We start from the raw sequence: 17468 nt of genomic DNA, 5'->3' as shown, positions 1-17468 counted from the left end.
GTTAGCAAACTGCCTAGGGCGCACCTGCTCGTCGTGTTTACGCAGCGCCTCGGTATCGAGCTTAGCCGTCCGGCCATTGACACGTTGATTTGACTCCATCTGCTCAGCTACGTGATATAGCCACCGACGGCATTCCTGCCCCGACGAGCATAGCCCTCTCCAGGTAACGATATTCCCAGCCTTGCAATGAACTCTCGAAGGCCTGTCACTAGATCTGGCTTCATCCCATCACTTTATCCATGGCAAAAGTGAATTCGCGTCCTTCACGCATTATTCGTTTTTTTGAGAGTTCTACTAGACAACCAGCATTCACCCATCTAGCTTCTAGGTAGTGGCTTTTTGCCAAAAAAATTTGCTACAACGTCATTTGATCAATCGAATTAACTGCCTCAATTTCAGATGATAGAGGCATTTCACCAAGCTGGATTTTTTTGTATTTGAGGAGCGAAGATTGAAGAAAATTGACCTCCATATGCATACTATCTCCACAATCAGCGACTCATACTTCGAATTCTCACTAGAGAAACTTAAAGAATATGTTGAGATAGCAGAGTTAGACGCTATCGCCATAACGAATCATGATATTTTTGATCTTGCTCAGTTTAATGAAATTTGTGAAGCAATAAACTGCGCTGTCTTTCCCGGTATTGAGATAAACTTAGACGCCGGGCACCTGCTTCTAATTTCAGAAAACCATGACCTTGAAGGCTTTCAACTTAAGGCGAATGAAGTAGCCAAGAACGTGGTAGCAATCGGCGACTCAATCAATGTAGATGATTTGATACGAATTTTTGGTGATCTTAACAATTATTTGCTGATCCCCCATTATGAAAAGAAGCCAAGTCTTCACGCAGAAACTATTAAAAGACTTAAGGATGTAATCTCTGCAGGTGAGGTCGACAGTCCTAAAAAATTTGTTCGTATGTCAAAAGATGAAACCGAACTTACACCAGTAATCTTCAGCGACATGCGATTTTACGTGGGGATGACTAAATTCCCAACAAGGCAGACTTACATAGATTGCGGGGATATATCATTAAAATCGTTGAAGTTTGCCTTGCGCGATAGGAGCAAGGTGTCTCTTTCAAAGCTTGAAGGTAATTCAATTTTCCAAGTATTTGAGGATGGGCAATGTCTCTCAACTGGCTTAAATGTAATTCTTGGCGCTAGATCTTCGGGAAAAACCGAAACCTTAACCCAGATAAATAATAGCTGCGAAAACGTAAAATACATCCCTCAATTCTCTCTTGTACAAAGAGATGATGCCAACTATGAAAAAGAATTCAATGCAGATGTAACGCGCAAGAAAAGTATTTTTTCAGACAAGCACCTAGCTTCCTTCAAAACGGTATTAGACGATGTATTGAGCATCGATACTGAAACCAACAAACGAAGAGTCGCAGATTACTTAGACACTCTAATGAAATCGGCCGAAGAGGCACAGAAATTTGATTCGTTTTCCAAAGCTTCGTTATTCAATGAAACCTTATTCGATTTAGGTGAACACACATCGCTCAACGAACTTGTCGGCTCAGTAAGGCAGTTGATAGAAAATATTGAATTTAGAGATGTCATAGACAGGTATATCGATACAAACGCCCTAAAGGCACTGGCCTGCGAATTAATAGTCATCTTGTGGTCCAGAGCCTAGGAGAGAAAAAAGAAAAGCTTGGTGAATGACATTATTCGCGAGATTAAAAGCAAACTCCAACTAAAGACCTCAGCAACTCAAATCAAAGATGTTGACCTTTATCGAGTCATGTTCGAGCACAAGAAACTTCTGAAGTTTAGCGAAATCGCCAAGCTGCTTCAGGAAGAGAAAACAATATATCAAGAAAGCTTTCAAGGGTTTAAGATCGTCTGTAAACAACGTGCGTTTCAAGGTCCAGGTGAAATCAAAAATGTTAGCGGCCAAAAGGTTGCTTTTAGTGATGCATTCAGAGATTACGCACATCCGACAAAATACCTCTCCAGCTTGAAAGCAAACGAAGCATTCACTCCTTCAGAATTTTATAAATATTTTGCATGCATTGAGTATGAAATTTTGAATAAAGATGGCTTTAAGGTTTCTGGCGGAGAGCGCTCTGAATTTAGACTATTGCAAGAAATAAAGGATGCTCAAAACTTTGACTATTTACTTATCGACGAACCAGAGTCTTCATTTGACAACATCTTCCTAAAGAGTGAAGTCAATCAGATGCTCAAAGAAATATCAAAAAGCATGCCGGTAGTTATTGTGACTCATAATAGTGTCGTAGGTGCATCCATCAAAGCCGACTACATAATCTATACTGCCAAAGAACTTGAAGAGGAAAAGATAATATACAGAAGATATTCTGGACATCCTTCGAGCAGAGAGTTAATTTCAACCGACGGTAAAAAAATTAATAACTTTAAAGTCACCATGGACTCTCTGGAAGCAGGCGAATCCGCTTACATGGAAAGGAAGGCAGGATATGAAAATATTAAAAATTGAAAACAGCCAAGGATACTATCTAGACGCCGAAGGAAGTTACGAAACCATTGATAAAATTGATAAGCCTGTCTTGTTATCACTCGTCAACCTAGCTCTTTCCGACGATTTTGAAATTGATGAATACAATGAAGAAAATCTAAAAAACCAAGCTCACCAAATAATTTACAAAAGCATTAGCAGTAAACTAATAGATCTGCATCAAAGGCGAAATCAATTTCGCGACGAGTCCGAGCGACTATATCTAGAAGAGTACGAAAAATACAAGGCTTGACCGCGCCAGATTTGTCTCATTGCAAAGTTATCTCATTTTTTACAAAGCGCGGCGCTATGCGCCGCCACTCCAATAGAGGCATTGCAGTAAAATTACAGGTTTGTATCTTCTGGCTATAAAGAGCAAGCTCCATGTTTAGGACTTATTTTAGTTCTTCGCCTATATCTTGGCCCACCCGCTGCCTCGCAAGCTCATGCAATACCTCACCAAGGGGGTTCTGGATCGCACCGAAGATAGCCCTCTTGCGCCTCTTCGGAATGAGGACGACGTGACACTTACTGTCCCACTTCGTTTAACCGATCTCTCAGTAGTGACAGAAGGTTTCCGATGACCGCATCACACGATCAAATCTCAAGAAGTACCGCGGCTTAGCCGGGGGATTTTTATGAGTTTGCAGTTCGCTTCTGGCCGATTGCTGCTGCAACTGACCATCAGCAGAAGGGCGGCGTCCGACTCTCGTCTCTTCCCTCGCACAAGGTATTTTTTCATTGCGTCGCTAGAGAATGCCTTCTCCAGTGTACGCATCTCAGTGGCGACCAAGTCTCACATTCTGTCAGTTGAATATCACCACGCTTAAGAATTCTGCCTTACAGATTGGCAGTTAATTTGCTCTATGCGGAAAAGTGAACTACAAAAGAAGGAGACGCATTCCGAGAATGATCATACGTCCGCGATGGCGCTGGAATTGATATTTTCGAATATGAAACACTATAAGAGTCATAGGTATGGATCACAGTTACGATGGACTGCATGCAGCAATTCGCAATCATGGCTATGTTTCTTTAAATGCTAGACCTTCCATGTCAGTTTCACAGACTATGCAGGAGCTCGCCTTGTATATGGGAGGTTCGGTTGTAGCCGGGCGAAATAGAAAGGTTTTAGAAACGTTGAAGACGCTGAGAGCCGATGAAGCTCCTCTAAGCTCGTTAAGTCGCTTTTCTGGAGCAGATGCTCAGCCTTGGCATATTGATGGATCACATCTGCCGATACCACCACGGTATTTGATTTTAGGCTGTCACTCGATTAACGGAGGTGGAGCACCCCCAACGCAGCTTTTGAAAGTCAAAGATGCAGGGTTTCCACTTCTCGCAAGTCGCCGCGAAACTTTCACAGTAAAGAATGGACGTTCAAGCTTTTATTCCACGATAGCCAATACTGATCGAACGTGGATTCGTTTCGATCCAGCTTGTATGACTGCACATACAGAAGAGGGGCGTACTATATTCGAGGGATTAGAGTGCAGTGCGATTAATTTTGCAGGCAGCGAATAAAGATCTTGAAGATTTCATTGGCGGTGCGGCTGCAGAGAAAGAAGAACTCATAAATCATTTGTCTCATCTCAAGTGTCAATCTGCATTGCAAAAAATTGAGCATGCGCGAGACAATTTTAGCAAAGACGCCGATGGCAAAAGGCGGGCTCCAAAAACATTGGAAGATCAAAGATCTCAATCCGGGGAGCGCTCTTGGTGGCATCTTTATCGCCTAACAAGTGGAAGGTACGCTCGATATTGGACTCGCCAATGTCCAGCTTGCCAATGCACTGCAGTGTTGGGCGGGGACAAAGACTATGAAGAGCTGACGGATGATCAGGAGGAAGTGAGTCCTGGTTATGAAGAGGTTGAGACAACTTATTCTCCAGTTGAATTCATTTGTGATCAATGCAATTTGCACCTTGTGGGCACTGATGAGCTTTCAGCTGCCGGTTTGAGTGAGGAAATTGTTGAAGTTGACGAGCGTGAGATTAGCTACGAACCAGACTATGGAAATGACTGACGCTTGTCTCCTGCGTCTACTGGGAGCGGTAACCATGAACGGCTGCTTTTGGCCCAGAGTGTGTAAAAACACTTCGCCAAAATTGAAGTGCGCGCATCTACGTTAAATCTGAAATTTATCGGCACGTCAGCAGATGTGGATTTCGCGTACAAGCGCGATTTACAGCCCAGTTTTGAGTGCCTGTCGTGCTGAGAAAAGTTTTTACACAGCCTCGGCCGAAAGCAGCCGTTCTCGACCACCAGCGTTCGGTCAAAAGCGGCAAGCGTCTACTGATTGCACCTTGCTACGTAGAGCTTTTAGCTGGCGCTACTCCTCGGATAAAAATCGTTTAGTGATCATTGCCACTGCCTCCGCCGGGGACGTCAAGGCTGTGTCTATATCAAAGGGAGCGTCATCCCACGGCTCATATTCATGATCCAATACAGATTGCCAGGTAGGGGGCGACAGGCCAGGAATATCAATCTTCCTGGTATCTACCCGTCGCTGGTGTTCATATTTATCAGAGCAAACCACCTGGATATTCACTAATGGAGTACCAGAGCGAGTAGCGATCTCGCTCCACGCGTTTCGGCTTTCGATTACTGGGTTAACACAGTCGACTATGACAGTACTGCCAAAACGTAGATTGCTCAGAGCAAGCTCATTAGCGACCATATAACCGCTCCGCCCCACGTCTTGTGCCAGAGCACCGGAGTTTCGGATAGCCTGCTCAATCGTATCGATCCGCAGATACACCGCGTTTGTTCTGGTGGCAAGGTCACTTGCTATAGTCGTTTTTCCAGTACCTGGAAGGCCGCTAAAGACAATAAGCATTCTATGTCCTTCGATTATTGAGTCGACCCAGTCTAGGCCAAAACCTGCCGAAGCCAATGTCCGCTTTTGGCCGAAAGCAGATGTTCCCAACCGACTGTTTTGAAAAGTGGGGGACCGTTTTATTTTCTGGAGTAAATCATTCCCCTTTGAAAGCAAATCGGCACGAGTTCTCGGCTCAATGTTCGGGGGGGGACCCAGCTCCGCGCCAAGGGCTCGCTCGATAAGCGCCTTTTTGAACGCCATCGACGCATCCTGAATCGCCTCGGCGCTCATTGGGCCTTTAACGAACTGATCAATCAGCTCTTTCGGGATCGAAGGAAACTGAGGTTTGGCCTCCGAGGCCGGTTTCTTTTTGGTCGGCATACATGCTCCTTTTCAACATGTTATGCCCGAACACAAAATTTCTGACAGTCTCTCTTTCGTGGGATCTGAGACGCAATGAGGATTCCGATAAACACCAACGTTTAAAAAGACATCTCCAGACACTCTCTCAGGCTACACATCCTTGCGTAATTGCCTACAGCTACGCCAGAATCCGCCGGCTTGTGCGCCTTGGGGGCGGGTTCTATTGTGGTGCGGTCGCTGACGAATCAGCGATCGGGTTTCGCAGCCCGGATCAATCAAGGCGCACAGCGCTCCCAATCTCGTTGCCATTTTCGGCAATGGTGCTTTATGGCGGCTGTGCGCGGGATACCTTCGGGTATGCCGGGTGCCTTGATTCCCGGTCTGCGAACCTGCGTACAGCTGCCACCTCCCTTCGTTTCGCAGCGAAATGTGGCGGCTCCAATAATCAAGGAGCTTCACCATGATCAAACCAACACCCAACCCGCCCGAAACCGACTCGGTTTCCCCTTACGAATCCCTCGATTCCAGAAAACTCCACGAAGCCGCCGACCGTGCGCTCGACCATTACCTCTGTCCGCCCGGCTCCACGCCGCCGCCACGTAAAAACCGTGGGATGTACGCCGTGACGGCGGACAACAAAAATGAAGAACTGCTGCTCGATGCCAGTGAAACACTCGCTTCGGCCCAAACCATCGCCCAGAACGTCGCCAGTCTGTTGCCGGCATCGCAGCGTCGGGCGTTGTTGGGGATTGCGCAGTTGATCATGCTCGGGGAGCTGGCGGTGAATCGGGCGTTGGATAATCTGCAAGTGCCGGGGTGATTCGGCTGTCGGGATCACCTGATGATTGATTGGGTGTCCATTCTGGCGCCTTCGCGGGCAAGCCCGCTCCCACGGGGTTTTATGCTGATTGCAGATGTTGTGTACGACGCTGAAAGCTGTGGGCGCGGGTCGGGTGCTGTCCTGCGTCGTTTTCGTGTGGTTATTGAGGCGCCTTATTTGAACATGTGCCGGGAAACCTCAATGAGGCTGACACCGTTCTGCGACTAAACATTAGGTGGCAGCTATACGCAGGTTAGTCGACCGGCATCCCAAGCTTTACCGGCGCGCTCGAAAGCGCCCTGCGCACAGCCGCCATTGAGTGCAGGCATGGAAATACCCGACTGAATAACAGCTTGCGAACTTGAGATAACACCGAGCGACTAAACCCGATCACTGACCCTTCAGTGACGCGAACCAAGTTACTGGCGACCCCAAGCCGCACAAGCCGGCGGATTCTGGCGTAGTTGTAGGCAAAGGCGCAGGCGCTGTAGCCTCATGGCTGATGCCAAAATGATGCTGTGTTTTACCGGGCCTGCTCGCGATGCGGCCTTCAAAATTCACTCAAGAACTGACCTTCACCTCACGCCCAAACCGCTCCCGATACACCGACGGCGGCACCCCGACCACGCCACGAAACGCCACCCGGAAACTCTCCACCGACCGATAACCACAGCGTTCGGCAATCTGTTCGGTGTGCTGATCGGTGCTTTCCAGCAACTCTCGCGCCCGGGCCAGGCGTTCATGCTGCAACCACGCTTTGGGCGTCTGACCGCTGGCCTCGCTGAAGCGCCGCAAAAACGTGCGCTCACTCATCGCCGCTTCACTGGCCAGATCGCGCACCTCCAGCGGTTCATGCAAGCGCTCGCGCGCCCACTGCATCACCCGCGACAGGTCATTGCGCGGCGTCGCGCTCACCGGGGTTGGAATGAACTGCGCCTGCCCGCCGGTACGCTGCGGCGACATCACCAGGCGTCGCGCCACTGAGTTGGCGACTTGAGTGCCGCAGTCCCGCGCCACCAGGTGCAGGCAGGCGTCGATGCCGGCTGCGCTGCCTGCCGAGGTAATCAACTGGCCGGCGTCGACGTAGAGCACATCCGGATCAACCGCAATCGCCGGATAGCGTTGCGCCAATTCCGTGGTGTAACGCCAATGAGTGGTGGCGCCGTGGCCGTCGAGCAGGCCGGTGGCTGCCAGGACAAATACCCCGGAACAAATCGACAACAAGCGAGCGCCACGCTCATGGGCTTGCCGTAACGCATCGATCAAGGCTGGAGGCACCGCCGCATTCCGGTCGCGCCAGCCGGGAATGATGATGGTGCGGGCCTCGGCCAGCAGTTCCAGACCGCCGTCGGCCAACACCTGAATCCCGCCCATGGCGCGCATCGGCCCTTGATCGACCGCAGCAATCGCATGCTCGTACCAAGGAAAATCGAACTCCGGCCGGGCCAGACCGAAGATCTCCACGGCGATGCCGAACTCGAAAGTGCAGAGGCCGTCGTAGGCCAGAATCGCGACCAGACCTGGTGATGTTGGCATTTGGCGGAAAATTCCCGATGAGTGTCTTGTCCGCCACTGTAGCGGCAGGCTGCGGCTCGATAAAGTCTGTTCATACCCGATCAGATGAAGGAGCAATACCCGATGCCCAGCCTTGTTCGCGAAATTCCTGCCGCTCCCTCGGCGATTGCCCTGATGCATTTCAGCAACCGTCTGACCTTCGAAACCGATTGTTCCGACGTATTCAGCAGCCAAGAGGCCGGTGAGGTCGACTTTGTGTTGGTCGATGTGCGTGGACCGCTGGCTTTCGAGCGTGGCCATGTGCCGGGCGCGATCAATATGCCGGGGCGTTTGCTGACGGCTGAAGGTTTGGCGAGTTACTCGAAAAACACGCTGTTCGTGGTCTATTGCGCGGGCCCACATTGCAACGGCGCCAACAAGGCAGCGGTGAAACTGGCGGCGCTGGGTTACCCGGTCAAGGAAATGATCGGCGGCGTGACCGGGTGGCTGGATGAGGGTTTTTCGCTCAGTGATTCGTCTGTTGCCGCAGTGTCACTCGGTTGCGAATGCTGACGCTTTTCAAGGTTTATTGAACGAAAGCAGCGCTTGTCCTACAGCCTTTGCACCACGACGGCGCACCTGTTGACCCCGGTCAGCCGGTGCGCCGATCTTCTGTAAGTATTTGTCGCTTAAAAACAATTTGCCCTGTGCGCGCCGCCATAGACTGCCGGCCACTTCGGTTTTTTGCCGTTAACTGGCCATGACCGAACGTTGAATCGAAGCTGCCAATAAAAGCCTCCGCACACAGGAGTTATAAATGAAGAAGCTAGTGATGTTTGGTGCCCTGGCACTGTCGATGTTGTCCCTGACCGCTGTGGCCGAAGACGCCAAGCCGATCCGCATCGGTATCGAAGCCGGTTACCCGCCATTCTCGATGAAAACCCCTGACGGCAAACTCGCCGGCTTCGACGTGGATATCGGCGATGCGCTGTGTGAGCAGATGAAAGTCAAATGTACCTGGGTCGAGCAGGAATTCGACGGCCTGATCCCGGCGCTGAAAGTGAAAAAAATCGACGCGATCCTGTCCTCGATGACCATCACTGACGATCGCAAGAAAAACGTCGATTTCACCATCAAGTACTACCACACGCCTGCACGTTTCGTGATGAAGGAAGGTTCGGGTGTCAAAGACCCGCTGACCGAACTCAAAGGCAAAAAAGTCGGCGTACTGCGTGCCAGTACCCACGACCGCTACGCCACCGAAGTGCTGGTCCCGGCCGGGATTGATCTGGTGCGCTACGGCTCGCAGCAGGAAGCCAACCTCGATATGGTCTCCGGTCGCCTCGACGCGATGCTGGCCGACTCGGTCAACCTGAGCGACGGTTTCCTGAAAACCGACGCCGGCAAAGGCTTTGAATTCGTCGGCCCGACCTATGAAGACGCCAAATACTTTGGCGGCGGCGCCGGTATTGCAGTGCGCAAGGGCGATACCGCGCTGGCTGAGCAATTCAACAAGGCCATCACCGAAATCCGCGCCAACGGCAAGTACAAGCAAGTGCAGGACAAGTACTTCGACTTTGACGTGTACGGCCATTAATACGCTGTAGAAAAAGTGGCCCCGTTAACGCGGTGGCCACTTTTTTTACGCTCTGATCAACACGAGAACGTTGTGGGAGCGGGCTTGCTCGCCAATACGGTTTGACATTCAACCGTTTCGTGGGCTGATACACCGTATTGGCGAGCAAGCCCGCTCCCACAGGGGATCTCAGTGATCCGTTACTCAGGAGTTACCCATGCAACGCATCGACCATGTTCTGCCCTGGAGCCACCTGGGCAGCGAACGTTCCCTCAGCGTGTTTCGTTACGGCGCCGGCACCCGCAAGGTTTACATTCAGGCCAGCCTGCACGCCGATGAACTGCCAGGCATGCGCACCGCGTGGGAGCTCAAACAACGTCTGAATGAACTCGAAGCCCAAGGCCGTTTGCAAGGTGTGGTTGAGCTGGTGCCGGTGGCCAACCCGATCGGCCTGGATCAACACCTGCAAGGCGCGCACATGGGCCGTTTCGAACTGGGCAGCGGCAAGAATTTCAACCGTGCCTTCGTTGAACTCAGCGCCCCGGTGGCGGCGTTGATCGGTGATCAATTGGGCGCCGATGCTGACGCCAACATCGCGCTGATTCGCCAAGCCATGGGCCAGGTTTTCGATGACCTGCCGGCACCGGCCTCGCCACTGGAAGCGCTGCACCGTTTGTTGTTGCGCCATGCCTGTGATGCCGACATCACCCTCGACCTGCATTGCGATTTTGAAGCCTCGATTCACCTCTACGCGCTGCCGCAACACTGGCCGCAGTGGCAATCGCTGGCGGCGCGGTTGAAGGCTGGCGTGGCGTTGCTGTGTGAGGACTCTGGCGGCAGCTCGTTCGATGAGTCCTGCTCGACGCCGTGGCTGCGCCTGGCGCGGGCGTTCCCCGACGCGGCGATTCCACCGGCCAACCTCGCTACAACGCTGGAGCTGGGCAGCATGGGCGATACGCGTGTCGATCAGGCTCAGGCCAATTGCGAGGCGATTCTCGGGTTTCTCGCCGAGCAAGGGTTCATCAGCGGCGAATGGCCGGCAGCGCCGAAAGAGTGCTGTGAGGGGATGCCGTTCGAAGGCACCGAATATTTGTTCGCGCCGCACCATGGTGTGGTGAGTTTCCTGCGCAATGCGGGCGAGTGGGTAGAGAAGGGCGATGCGTTGTTTGAGGTGGTTGATCCGCTTCAGGATCGCGTGACCACGATCCACGCCGGCACCAGCGGGGTGTTGTTTGCGATTGATCGTGGGCGCTATACCGAGCCGGGTATCTGGCAGGCGAAAGTGGCGGGGCGGGTGCCGTTTCGCACGGGCAAACTGACGAACGACTGACAGATTTTTGCTGTGTTCAGAGGCTCCTTCGCGGGCAAGCCCGCTCCCACGGGTTTTGTGAACGGCACAGATTATTGTGTGTGGCTTGTCAGCGAAGGCGGCATCAGCAATCCCCGTCATTTGGATCCTCGTTTCAGGGTGTTAGGCTCACCCCAAACCCTGCACCCAGTGGAGGAAAACGTATGTTGAAGGTGTTTGCTCTGTTGACCCTGCTGGCGTCCAGCGCTGTTCAAGCTCAAACCACCCTGCAAAGCGATCTGCCGCTCAAGTACATCGAACAGGTTCACCCAGACGCCGATCCGCGTCCGCTGGTGATTTTCCTGCACGGCTACGGCAGTAACGAGGCCGATCTGATCGGCATGAAATTCCAGCTGCCGGCGCAGTACAACTACCTCTCCGTGCAGGCTCCGTTGGCGTTGGGTGAAGGGCGATTCCAGTGGTTTCGCAAAAAAGGCGAAGGGGCCTACAACGGTGAGACTGATGATCTGAAGGTCAGCAGTCAGAAGCTGAGGGACTTTGTCGCGCAAGCGGCGAAGAAATATCACACCACGTCGGACAAGGTGTACCTGATCGGTTTCAGTCAGGGCGCCATGATGACCTACGAGGTGGGGCTGCGCCCACCCGTGGCCGTGGGCGGCATCGCGGCGTTGAGCGGGCGTTTATTGCCGGTGTTGAAAGCCGAACTCAAGCCTGAACAACAACCGCTGCCGCTGAGCATCTTCATCGGCCATGGCACCGCCGATGATCGCGTGCCGTATCGCGACGGCACTGGCGCCAACGAACGGCTACACAAGCTCAAATACACACCGCAGTTTCACGCTTATCCCGGGGTCGGCCACAGCATCAGCGCGGCCGAGTTGCGGGATCTGAATGGCTGGTTGCAGCAACTCAATCCTTGAGGATGGTTTTCACCAGTGCATCGTGACCTTGCTTGTCGCTGACCCGCGAGATCACCTGGACCAGTGCCATCTTCGTACCGGAACCGGCCATCAACGTGGTGTTGAGCGTCTGGCCGCCGCCCTGGGTGGCGGTGCTGTCGACCTGACGCAGGCCCAGACCAGTGCCTTTGCGGGTCAGGCTTTTTTCGCTGAGTTTGTTGAAGTCCGGCAAGGCTTTGCGCTGGGCGTCGATGAAGTCAGAGACGCTACCGTCGAGGAACTCGCTGTCGTTGTCCTTGACGTTGTTGCCTTCGGGAATCTGGTTTTCGGCGGCGATGACCACGGTTTTAGTCGCCTGGTTGGTGTACATGGTGCCCTTGGCGCCGGTCGGGCTAGCGGGTAGCGGGTCGGCAACGAAGCCTTTGGGCAGCACGAAGGTGAACTTGCCACCCAGCATCGAGACCTTCTCGGTGGCGGCTTTTTCCTTGGGCTTGGCCGCTTGAGCGTTGATGGCGCCTAGACCGGCGACAGCCGCGACTAACAGGACGACGGCTTTTTTGCTCAGCAATGACATGGGAATCTCCGGTGAATGGTCGCGCGAGGCGGGCGATCATCCCACGGAGCATGCAGGGCATTCCAGCGCGATTCGTCTGACGGGTTATTGCGTCTGTTGCCTGGGGGCGGGGCGGGCCAATAGCCGCCTGGTGACGCCCAGCATCGCCACCGACACCGCCACTCCCAAGGCAAATCCACCAAGGCCCAGGGTCGGCAATGTCAGTGCCGAGACCAGACAAAACGCCGAGAACGAATACATTCCCGTCGCGGTCGCCCGTAGCAGTGCGGCGGTAAATTCAGGGCCGCGGGTTTGCTGGGAAAACACCGCCATCACACTGCCAAGCACCGGGAACACCGCAAGCAGGCCGCTCCAGCGTTCGCCGACGGTGCTTGCGAGCATGGTCACCACCAGCGTCAGGGCAGCGCCGGCGATCATCCGCCAGATCAATCTGTCCGACTTCGGAACCGGACTGCTGAGCGGCGGCTGCACGTTGGGAAACAGGTAGGGCGCCGCCAGTAGGGCAACCGCCGCCGCCAGCACCGAAAACGGCAGAGACGCGGGAATCCGTGACAGTACCAGTGCCAGCAAAGCCCAGACCGCCAGGGAAATGCTCAACGCCCAAGGCCAGTTGGCCCGTTGCGCGACCTGCGCGTAGGTGATGCAGAACGCAATCATCGCGAACATCGCTGACAACGCGGCCACCGCTGATTGCGCGGCAAACGCTGGGCCCTGTTCGATGGCGAGGAAAAACAGGATCGGCCCAACGACCACCGGCAACCCCGACAGCCACCCGGCCACGCTTGGCCCCCAGTGTTTACCCGCCAAAGATATCAGCAGCAGAAAACCGGGAATCAACAGCAACTTGAGGATCAGCACGCAGGTGTCTCCGTCGGGTGAGAGGCGGTCACGGTAGCATCGCTGTCAACGGATTGCCGCATATGTGAGGCTTTGTTGTATACAAAATGCCGAAGGCATACAGGCTATGCTTTGTCTATCAGGGTTTACCGGAGTCGATGACGTGATGAGCAGAACACAGAATGTCTGGCGTGGGTGCTGCGCCATCGGCTTGTGGGCCTTGCTGGTGGCGCCTGCCTGGGCCAACTGGCAGGACGAAGTGCCCGGCGCCAGAATCATCGGCACCGGCGATTTCAGTGTGTTCGGTTTCGACGTTTATAACGCGCGGCTGTGGAGCGCCGCCCAACCGCTGGTGGAGGGGCAGCCCTTTGCGCTGGAGTTGATCTACCTGCGCAGGATTTCTCGCGACGATCTGGTCGAGGCCAGTGTGGATGAAATCAAACGTCTGGCGGGTTCTTCGATCAGCCCGGCGCAACTGGCCGTCTGGCAGACGCAAATGCAGCAGGCGTTCGTCGACGTCCGTGCAGGCACCCGCATCACCGGGGTTTATTTGCCGGGGCAGGGGGCGCGGTTTTTTGTTGGCCAACAGTTGCAGCACGAAATCGACGACCCACAGTTCGCCCGCGCATTTTTTGATATCTGGTTGAGTCCACGTACACGCAGTCCCGAATTGCGTCAGCAACTACTGGGTGTGGCCGGATCTTGAGCTTTCATCTCAGGGGGCGAAACGTCTAAGCTGCGTCTTTCGACTTGTTTCTGGATGTGTGCGTGAAATTCAGCTTGCCCAAAATCGCCACCGCGCCGTTTTGCCCGCCGGAAGTGGCTGGCAGCGTTGCGGTAGATCCCAATGCTTCGTTTTTCAAGCGCGTGCTGCGCTTCGCCGGCCCTGGCTTGCTGGTGTCGATCGGCTATATGGATCCGGGCAACTGGGCGACGGCGATCGAGGCGGGTTCGCGGTTTGGTTACAGCCTGCTGTTTGTCGTGCTGCTGGCGAGTCTGGCAGGCATGGTCGTGCAATGCCTGTGTTCGCGCCTGGGCATCGCCACCGGCCGCGATCTGGCGCAATTGTCCCGCGAGCGCTACAGCACCCCGACGGCGCGGCTGCAATGGGTGTTGGCGGAGATCTCGATTATTGCCACCGACCTTGCCGAAGTCCTTGGTTGCGCGCTGGCGTTTCACTTGTTGCTTGGTTGTTCGCTGACGTTCGGTATCGCGCTGACAGCCTTCGATACGTTGCTGGTGTTGGCCCTGCAGAATCGCGGGTTCCGCCGCCTCGAAGCGATCATGCTGGTGTTGGTCGCCACCATTGGCGTGTGTTTTTTCGTTGAATTGTTGCTGATCAAGCCGTACTGGCCGGACGTGGCTCAGGGCTTCAAACCGTCACTGGCCGCCATCAGCGATGCCGCGCCGTTGTACCTGGCGATCGGCATTCTGGGCGCCACCGTCATGCCCCATAACCTTTATTTGCACACCTCCATCGTGCAGACACGGATGATCGGTAAGGATCTGGCGAGCAAACAGGACGCGGTGAAACTCGCGCGCATCGACACCATCGGTTCGCTGGCGCTGGCGTTACTGGTCAACGCGGCAATTCTGATCCTCGCGGCGGCCGCTTTTCACCAGTCCGGTCATACCGACGTGGTAGAGATTCAGGATGCCTATCACCTGCTGGACCCACTGGTGGGCGGCGCGCTGGCCAGCGTGCTGTTCGGTGTGGCGTTGCTCGCGTCCGGGCAGAGCTCGACCTTTACCGGCACCATCGCCGGCCAGGTGATCATGGAGGGTTACCTGAATCTGCGGATTCCCTGCTGGCAACGGCGGCTGATTACCCGAGGGCTGGCGTTGATTCCGGCATTCATCGGTGTTTGGCTCATGGGTGACGGCGCAGTGGGCAAATTGCTGGTGCTCAGCCAGGTGGTGTTGAGCCTGCAACTGCCGTTTGCCTTGTATCCGCTGATTCGCATGACCAACGACAAGCAACTGATGGGGCCATTCGTGAACCGTTGGCCGACTCGCGTGCTGGCGTGGGGCTTGTTTGTGCTGATCAGCGGGGCCAATAGCTGGTTGATTTTGCAATTGGCGGTCTGAGCGACTGACTGACTAATCTATTCGCACACCTTCGTCGGCTGGGTGTGGCTGGACCCGGCCCTGGGTATTGTCGGCGCCATTGTCATCGCCAAATGGGCCTACAACCTGATGCGTGACAGCGCTGCCGTATTGCTCGACGCCACCGATGAGCCCGGTGCATGAGCTATCGCACCTGACCATCGAATTGCACCGCGCCTAACGCTGTACCTCGCTGAACAGTGGAATGCGCCCGTTAAGAGAAGGGCGGTAGTGCCAGCTCAGGCGATCAAGATCGATGCCGAGATCGACGATTGCCTTGACCGTTGCGCTGGCAATCGTCATCGCCAGCGCTTGCCCCGGACACTGATGGCGACCGCTGCCAAAACTGAAACTGCGGCGGTTGGGGCGATCCAGTGCAAACCGGTCGGGGTTTTCATTGAGTGCAGGATCACGGTTGGCCGAGGCCAGTAGCAGCACAATCACCTGGCCCGCCTCAAGGCGAACCCCGTCGATGTCGCAGGAGGTTGCGACAAATCGCCGGGTGTTCTGCACCGCAGGGTCGAAGCGCTGCACTTCAGCCAGTAGCGCCTCAATGGAGGCTGTGCGTAGCGCTGGCGCTCGCCGCAAAGCCACCAGCGCATTGCCGATCAATCCTGCGCACGCTTCAAACGTCTGTGAGCAGAGACCGATCAGGTTGGCGATCAGGGTTTGCTCGCTCCCCTCGAATCGCTGCGTGATGCCGGCCAGCAAAGTCGTTTGCTCCCGCGGGCCGGCGAGCAACTCGGTGAAATATCCGTGCAACTGCTGCGCCGCTGCGTGGGCGGCCGCCAGTTGCACGTCATTGCTCAACGGTGACAGGCACGCGACAAAATCCCCGGTCAACTCACTGATTGCCCGAGCCTGTGCGGGGGCGAACCCGAGCAACACCGCGACCACACAGACCGGCCCCCTGAACATGGCTTTATGCACGCCATCGGCGTTCGCGCAGATCAGGCGTGCGCTCACCAACGCCTGAACTTCATCGCTGTCGATCAGCGTCAATGCCGGCTCGATGGCCGAACGTGGACAGCGCTGGTGTTCGTCTTCGTTCATTCGCATCAACTGACCGAAGACTTTACCGGCCATGCCCTCGGCGATCGCTTTGGGCACCGGCTCCTGCACCGGACGCACCCGGCAGTCGGGATGAGCCAGAACCGCACAAACCGCACGGGCCGTGCTGGCGACCCACAATTTCAGTTCGGGGTGAAACATCAGCCCTCCCTCGGCGCGCAGTGTTTCGTAATACGGGTAGGGGTCGGCATGCGTCGCCGCGACGATCGGGTCCATGTTCGTAGCCTTGTCGGAGAGGAAAGTGTTGCTACTATCTCCAGTCTGTAACGGCGATGATTCGTCGGGGAGCGAAATATGCACGCAGAACATCAAGACATCGGCGTCTCGCAAGTGGCCGCCGCCATCGCGGAACCGACCCGGACGAAAATCCTCTGCGCGCTGATGGACGGTCACGCCCGCACCAGCACGGAGCTGGCGGCTATCGGCGAAGTCAGTGCGTCCACCGCCAGCGCGCACCTGAGCAAACTGAAGGATCTGGCGTTGGTGCGTCTGCATGTGCAGGGCCGCCATCGTTATTACAGCCTCGCCGACAAACGCGTCGCCCAGGCGCTGGAAGCCCTGATGGTGATCGGCCAGAGCGCCGCGCCGACCTTCAAGCCGCACACGCCGGATCGCCTGCAATTTGCCCGCACCTGTTACGACCACATGGCCGGAACGTTGGCGGTGTTGCTGCATGACCGTTTGATCGATGCCGGGTGGCTGGTGGAAACCGACGAGCAGGCGTATCGCTTGAGTGACAGTGGCGCGGCGTTATTTGCAGGGTTGGGTATTGAAGTGCAGGACTTGAATGCACTGCGCCGCAAGTTTGCCTGCCCGTGCCTGGATTGGAGCATGCGCCGGCCACACCTAGGGGGGGCGCTGGGCGCTGCACTGCTGCAAACCGCGTTGGAGCGCAAATGGGTGACGCAGGATCTGGACAGTCGGGCATTGGCGCTGACAGCGGCGGGGCACAGAGCGCTCAGCTCGCGGTTCGGTATCCAATTGGCGGCGCAAGCAAGGCTTAAAACATCGCCGTCCGTGGCAACGCCTGCCGATCATGGCGTTCCCCTTTAGCGGCGAGCGTTTGATCTGCTTTGCACCTTGTGCCAATCCAATAGACTCGAT

18 protein-coding genes and 2 pseudogenes are annotated in these 17468 nt (G+C 55.0%); 14 read left to right on the top strand and 6 right to left on the bottom strand.

Annotated elements, in window-relative coordinates:
* The first annotated feature begins 451 nt into the window (after positions 1 to 451).
* From AACY11_RS07510 to AACY11_RS07485, 5 genes are all read left to right on the top strand, one after another.
* Complete coding sequence (locus AACY11_RS07510) at positions 452 to 1651, top strand: PHP domain-containing protein (RefSeq protein ID WP_339494265.1); 1200 nt, start codon at positions 452 to 454, stop codon at positions 1649 to 1651.
* A gap of 21 nt (positions 1652 to 1672) precedes the next feature.
* Positions 1673 to 2476 (top strand): hypothetical protein, encoded by an 804-nt coding sequence (locus AACY11_RS07505; RefSeq protein ID WP_339494264.1) that lies wholly within the window; start codon positions 1673 to 1675, stop codon positions 2474 to 2476.
* Positions 2457 to 2747 (top strand): hypothetical protein, encoded by a 291-nt coding sequence (locus AACY11_RS07500; RefSeq protein ID WP_339494263.1) that lies wholly within the window; start codon positions 2457 to 2459, stop codon positions 2745 to 2747. The genes AACY11_RS07505 and AACY11_RS07500 overlap by 20 nt, the downstream gene beginning before the upstream one ends.
* Before the next feature lie 725 nt (positions 2748 to 3472).
* On the top strand, positions 3473 to 4018 hold the full coding sequence (locus AACY11_RS07490; RefSeq protein ID WP_339494261.1) for a hypothetical protein: 546 nt from the start codon (positions 3473 to 3475) through the stop codon (positions 4016 to 4018).
* Entirely contained in the window at positions 3990 to 4520 is a 531-nt protein-coding gene (locus AACY11_RS07485; protein WP_339494259.1) for a hypothetical protein, read from the top strand. The genes AACY11_RS07490 and AACY11_RS07485 overlap by 29 nt, the downstream gene beginning before the upstream one ends.
* A 306-nt stretch (positions 4521 to 4826) precedes the next feature.
* Here the strand turns inward: AACY11_RS07485 and AACY11_RS07480 are convergent, their stop codons facing one another.
* Positions 4827 to 5333 carry an AAA family ATPase gene (locus tag AACY11_RS07480; RefSeq protein ID WP_339433089.1) on the bottom strand — a complete coding sequence of 169 codons (507 nt, stop codon included), beginning with the start codon at positions 5331 to 5333 and terminating at the stop codon, positions 4827 to 4829.
* Positions 5334 to 5516: 183 nt separating this feature from the next.
* Positions 5517 to 5696: pseudogene (locus tag AACY11_RS07475) on the bottom strand (IS256 family transposase); the annotation flags it as partial.
* A gap of 442 nt (positions 5697 to 6138) precedes the next feature.
* On the opposite strand from AACY11_RS07475, the gene AACY11_RS07470 reads away from it, so the two are divergent.
* Positions 6139 to 6498: a DUF6124 family protein gene (locus tag AACY11_RS07470; RefSeq protein WP_221733524.1), complete on the top strand. Its 360-nt coding sequence runs from the start codon at positions 6139 to 6141 to the stop codon at positions 6496 to 6498.
* Between the two features lie 561 nt (positions 6499 to 7059).
* Here AACY11_RS07470 and ftrA read toward each other — a convergent pair.
* Positions 7060 to 8034, bottom strand: a complete 975-nt coding sequence (ftrA, locus tag AACY11_RS07465; protein ID WP_339434225.1) for a transcriptional regulator FtrA — start codon at positions 8032 to 8034, stop codon at positions 7060 to 7062.
* 102 nt (positions 8035 to 8136) lie between these two features.
* Here ftrA and AACY11_RS07460 point away from each other — a divergent pair, with 102 nt between their 5' ends.
* The 4 genes from AACY11_RS07460 to AACY11_RS07445 all read left to right on the top strand — a co-directional run bounded on the left by AACY11_RS07460 (position 8137) and on the right by AACY11_RS07445 (position 11797).
* On the top strand, positions 8137 to 8565 hold the full coding sequence (locus AACY11_RS07460; RefSeq protein ID WP_339434224.1) for a rhodanese-like domain-containing protein: 429 nt from the start codon (positions 8137 to 8139) through the stop codon (positions 8563 to 8565).
* 244 nt (positions 8566 to 8809) lie between these two features.
* Positions 8810 to 9589 carry an ABC transporter substrate-binding protein gene (locus AACY11_RS07455; protein ID WP_221733627.1) on the top strand — a complete coding sequence of 260 codons (780 nt, stop codon included), beginning with the start codon at positions 8810 to 8812 and terminating at the stop codon, positions 9587 to 9589.
* Positions 9590 to 9785: 196 nt separating this feature from the next.
* Positions 9786 to 10898, top strand: coding sequence for a succinylglutamate desuccinylase/aspartoacylase family protein (locus AACY11_RS07450; protein ID WP_339434222.1), 1113 nt, complete (start codon positions 9786 to 9788; stop codon positions 10896 to 10898).
* A gap of 182 nt (positions 10899 to 11080) precedes the next feature.
* A complete protein-coding gene (locus AACY11_RS07445) occupies positions 11081 to 11797 on the top strand; it encodes an alpha/beta hydrolase (RefSeq protein ID WP_339494256.1) in 717 nt (238 codons plus the stop codon).
* Here AACY11_RS07445 and AACY11_RS07440 read toward each other — a convergent pair.
* Together AACY11_RS07440 and AACY11_RS07435 are read right to left on the bottom strand one after the other, a co-directional pair.
* Entirely contained in the window at positions 11787 to 12350 is a 564-nt protein-coding gene (locus AACY11_RS07440) for a hypothetical protein (RefSeq protein ID WP_221733624.1), read from the bottom strand. The two genes, AACY11_RS07445 and AACY11_RS07440, sit on opposite strands and share 11 nt — an antisense overlap.
* A gap of 84 nt (positions 12351 to 12434) precedes the next feature.
* Entirely contained in the window at positions 12435 to 13208 is a 774-nt protein-coding gene (locus tag AACY11_RS07435) for a hypothetical protein (RefSeq protein WP_339434220.1), read from the bottom strand.
* Positions 13209 to 13353: 145 nt separating this feature from the next.
* On the opposite strand from AACY11_RS07435, the gene AACY11_RS07430 reads away from it, so the two are divergent.
* The 3 genes and pseudogenes from AACY11_RS07430 to AACY11_RS07420 all read left to right on the top strand — a co-directional run.
* Positions 13354 to 13893 (top strand): chalcone isomerase family protein, encoded by a 540-nt coding sequence (locus tag AACY11_RS07430; protein ID WP_339434219.1) that lies wholly within the window; start codon positions 13354 to 13356, stop codon positions 13891 to 13893.
* Between the two features lie 113 nt (positions 13894 to 14006).
* Positions 14007 to 15275 (top strand): Nramp family divalent metal transporter, encoded by a 1269-nt coding sequence (locus AACY11_RS07425; protein WP_339466382.1) that lies wholly within the window; start codon positions 14007 to 14009, stop codon positions 15273 to 15275.
* Between the two features lie 30 nt (positions 15276 to 15305).
* Positions 15306 to 15425 (top strand): annotated as a pseudogene (locus AACY11_RS07420) (cation transporter); the annotation flags it as partial.
* Between the two features lie 45 nt (positions 15426 to 15470).
* On the opposite strand, the gene AACY11_RS07415 reads toward AACY11_RS07420, so the two are convergent.
* Complete coding sequence (locus AACY11_RS07415; RefSeq protein WP_339466373.1) at positions 15471 to 16580, bottom strand: cytochrome P450; 1110 nt, start codon at positions 16578 to 16580, stop codon at positions 15471 to 15473.
* 78 nt (positions 16581 to 16658) lie between these two features.
* Here AACY11_RS07415 and AACY11_RS07410 point away from each other — a divergent pair, with 78 nt between their 5' ends.
* A complete protein-coding gene (locus AACY11_RS07410) occupies positions 16659 to 17417 on the top strand; it encodes an ArsR/SmtB family transcription factor (protein ID WP_339494255.1) in 759 nt (252 codons plus the stop codon).
* Positions 17418 to 17468 lie beyond the last annotated feature (51 nt).

The sequence above is a fragment of the Pseudomonas sp. RA_105y_Pfl2_P56 genome (assembly GCF_963970845.1).
In the GTDB taxonomy this organism is placed as follows: Bacteria; Pseudomonadota; Gammaproteobacteria; order Pseudomonadales; family Pseudomonadaceae; genus Aquipseudomonas; species Aquipseudomonas baetica_A.
Note: the sequence above shows the minus strand (reverse complement) of the source record. Positions and strands in the feature narration are given on the sequence as shown.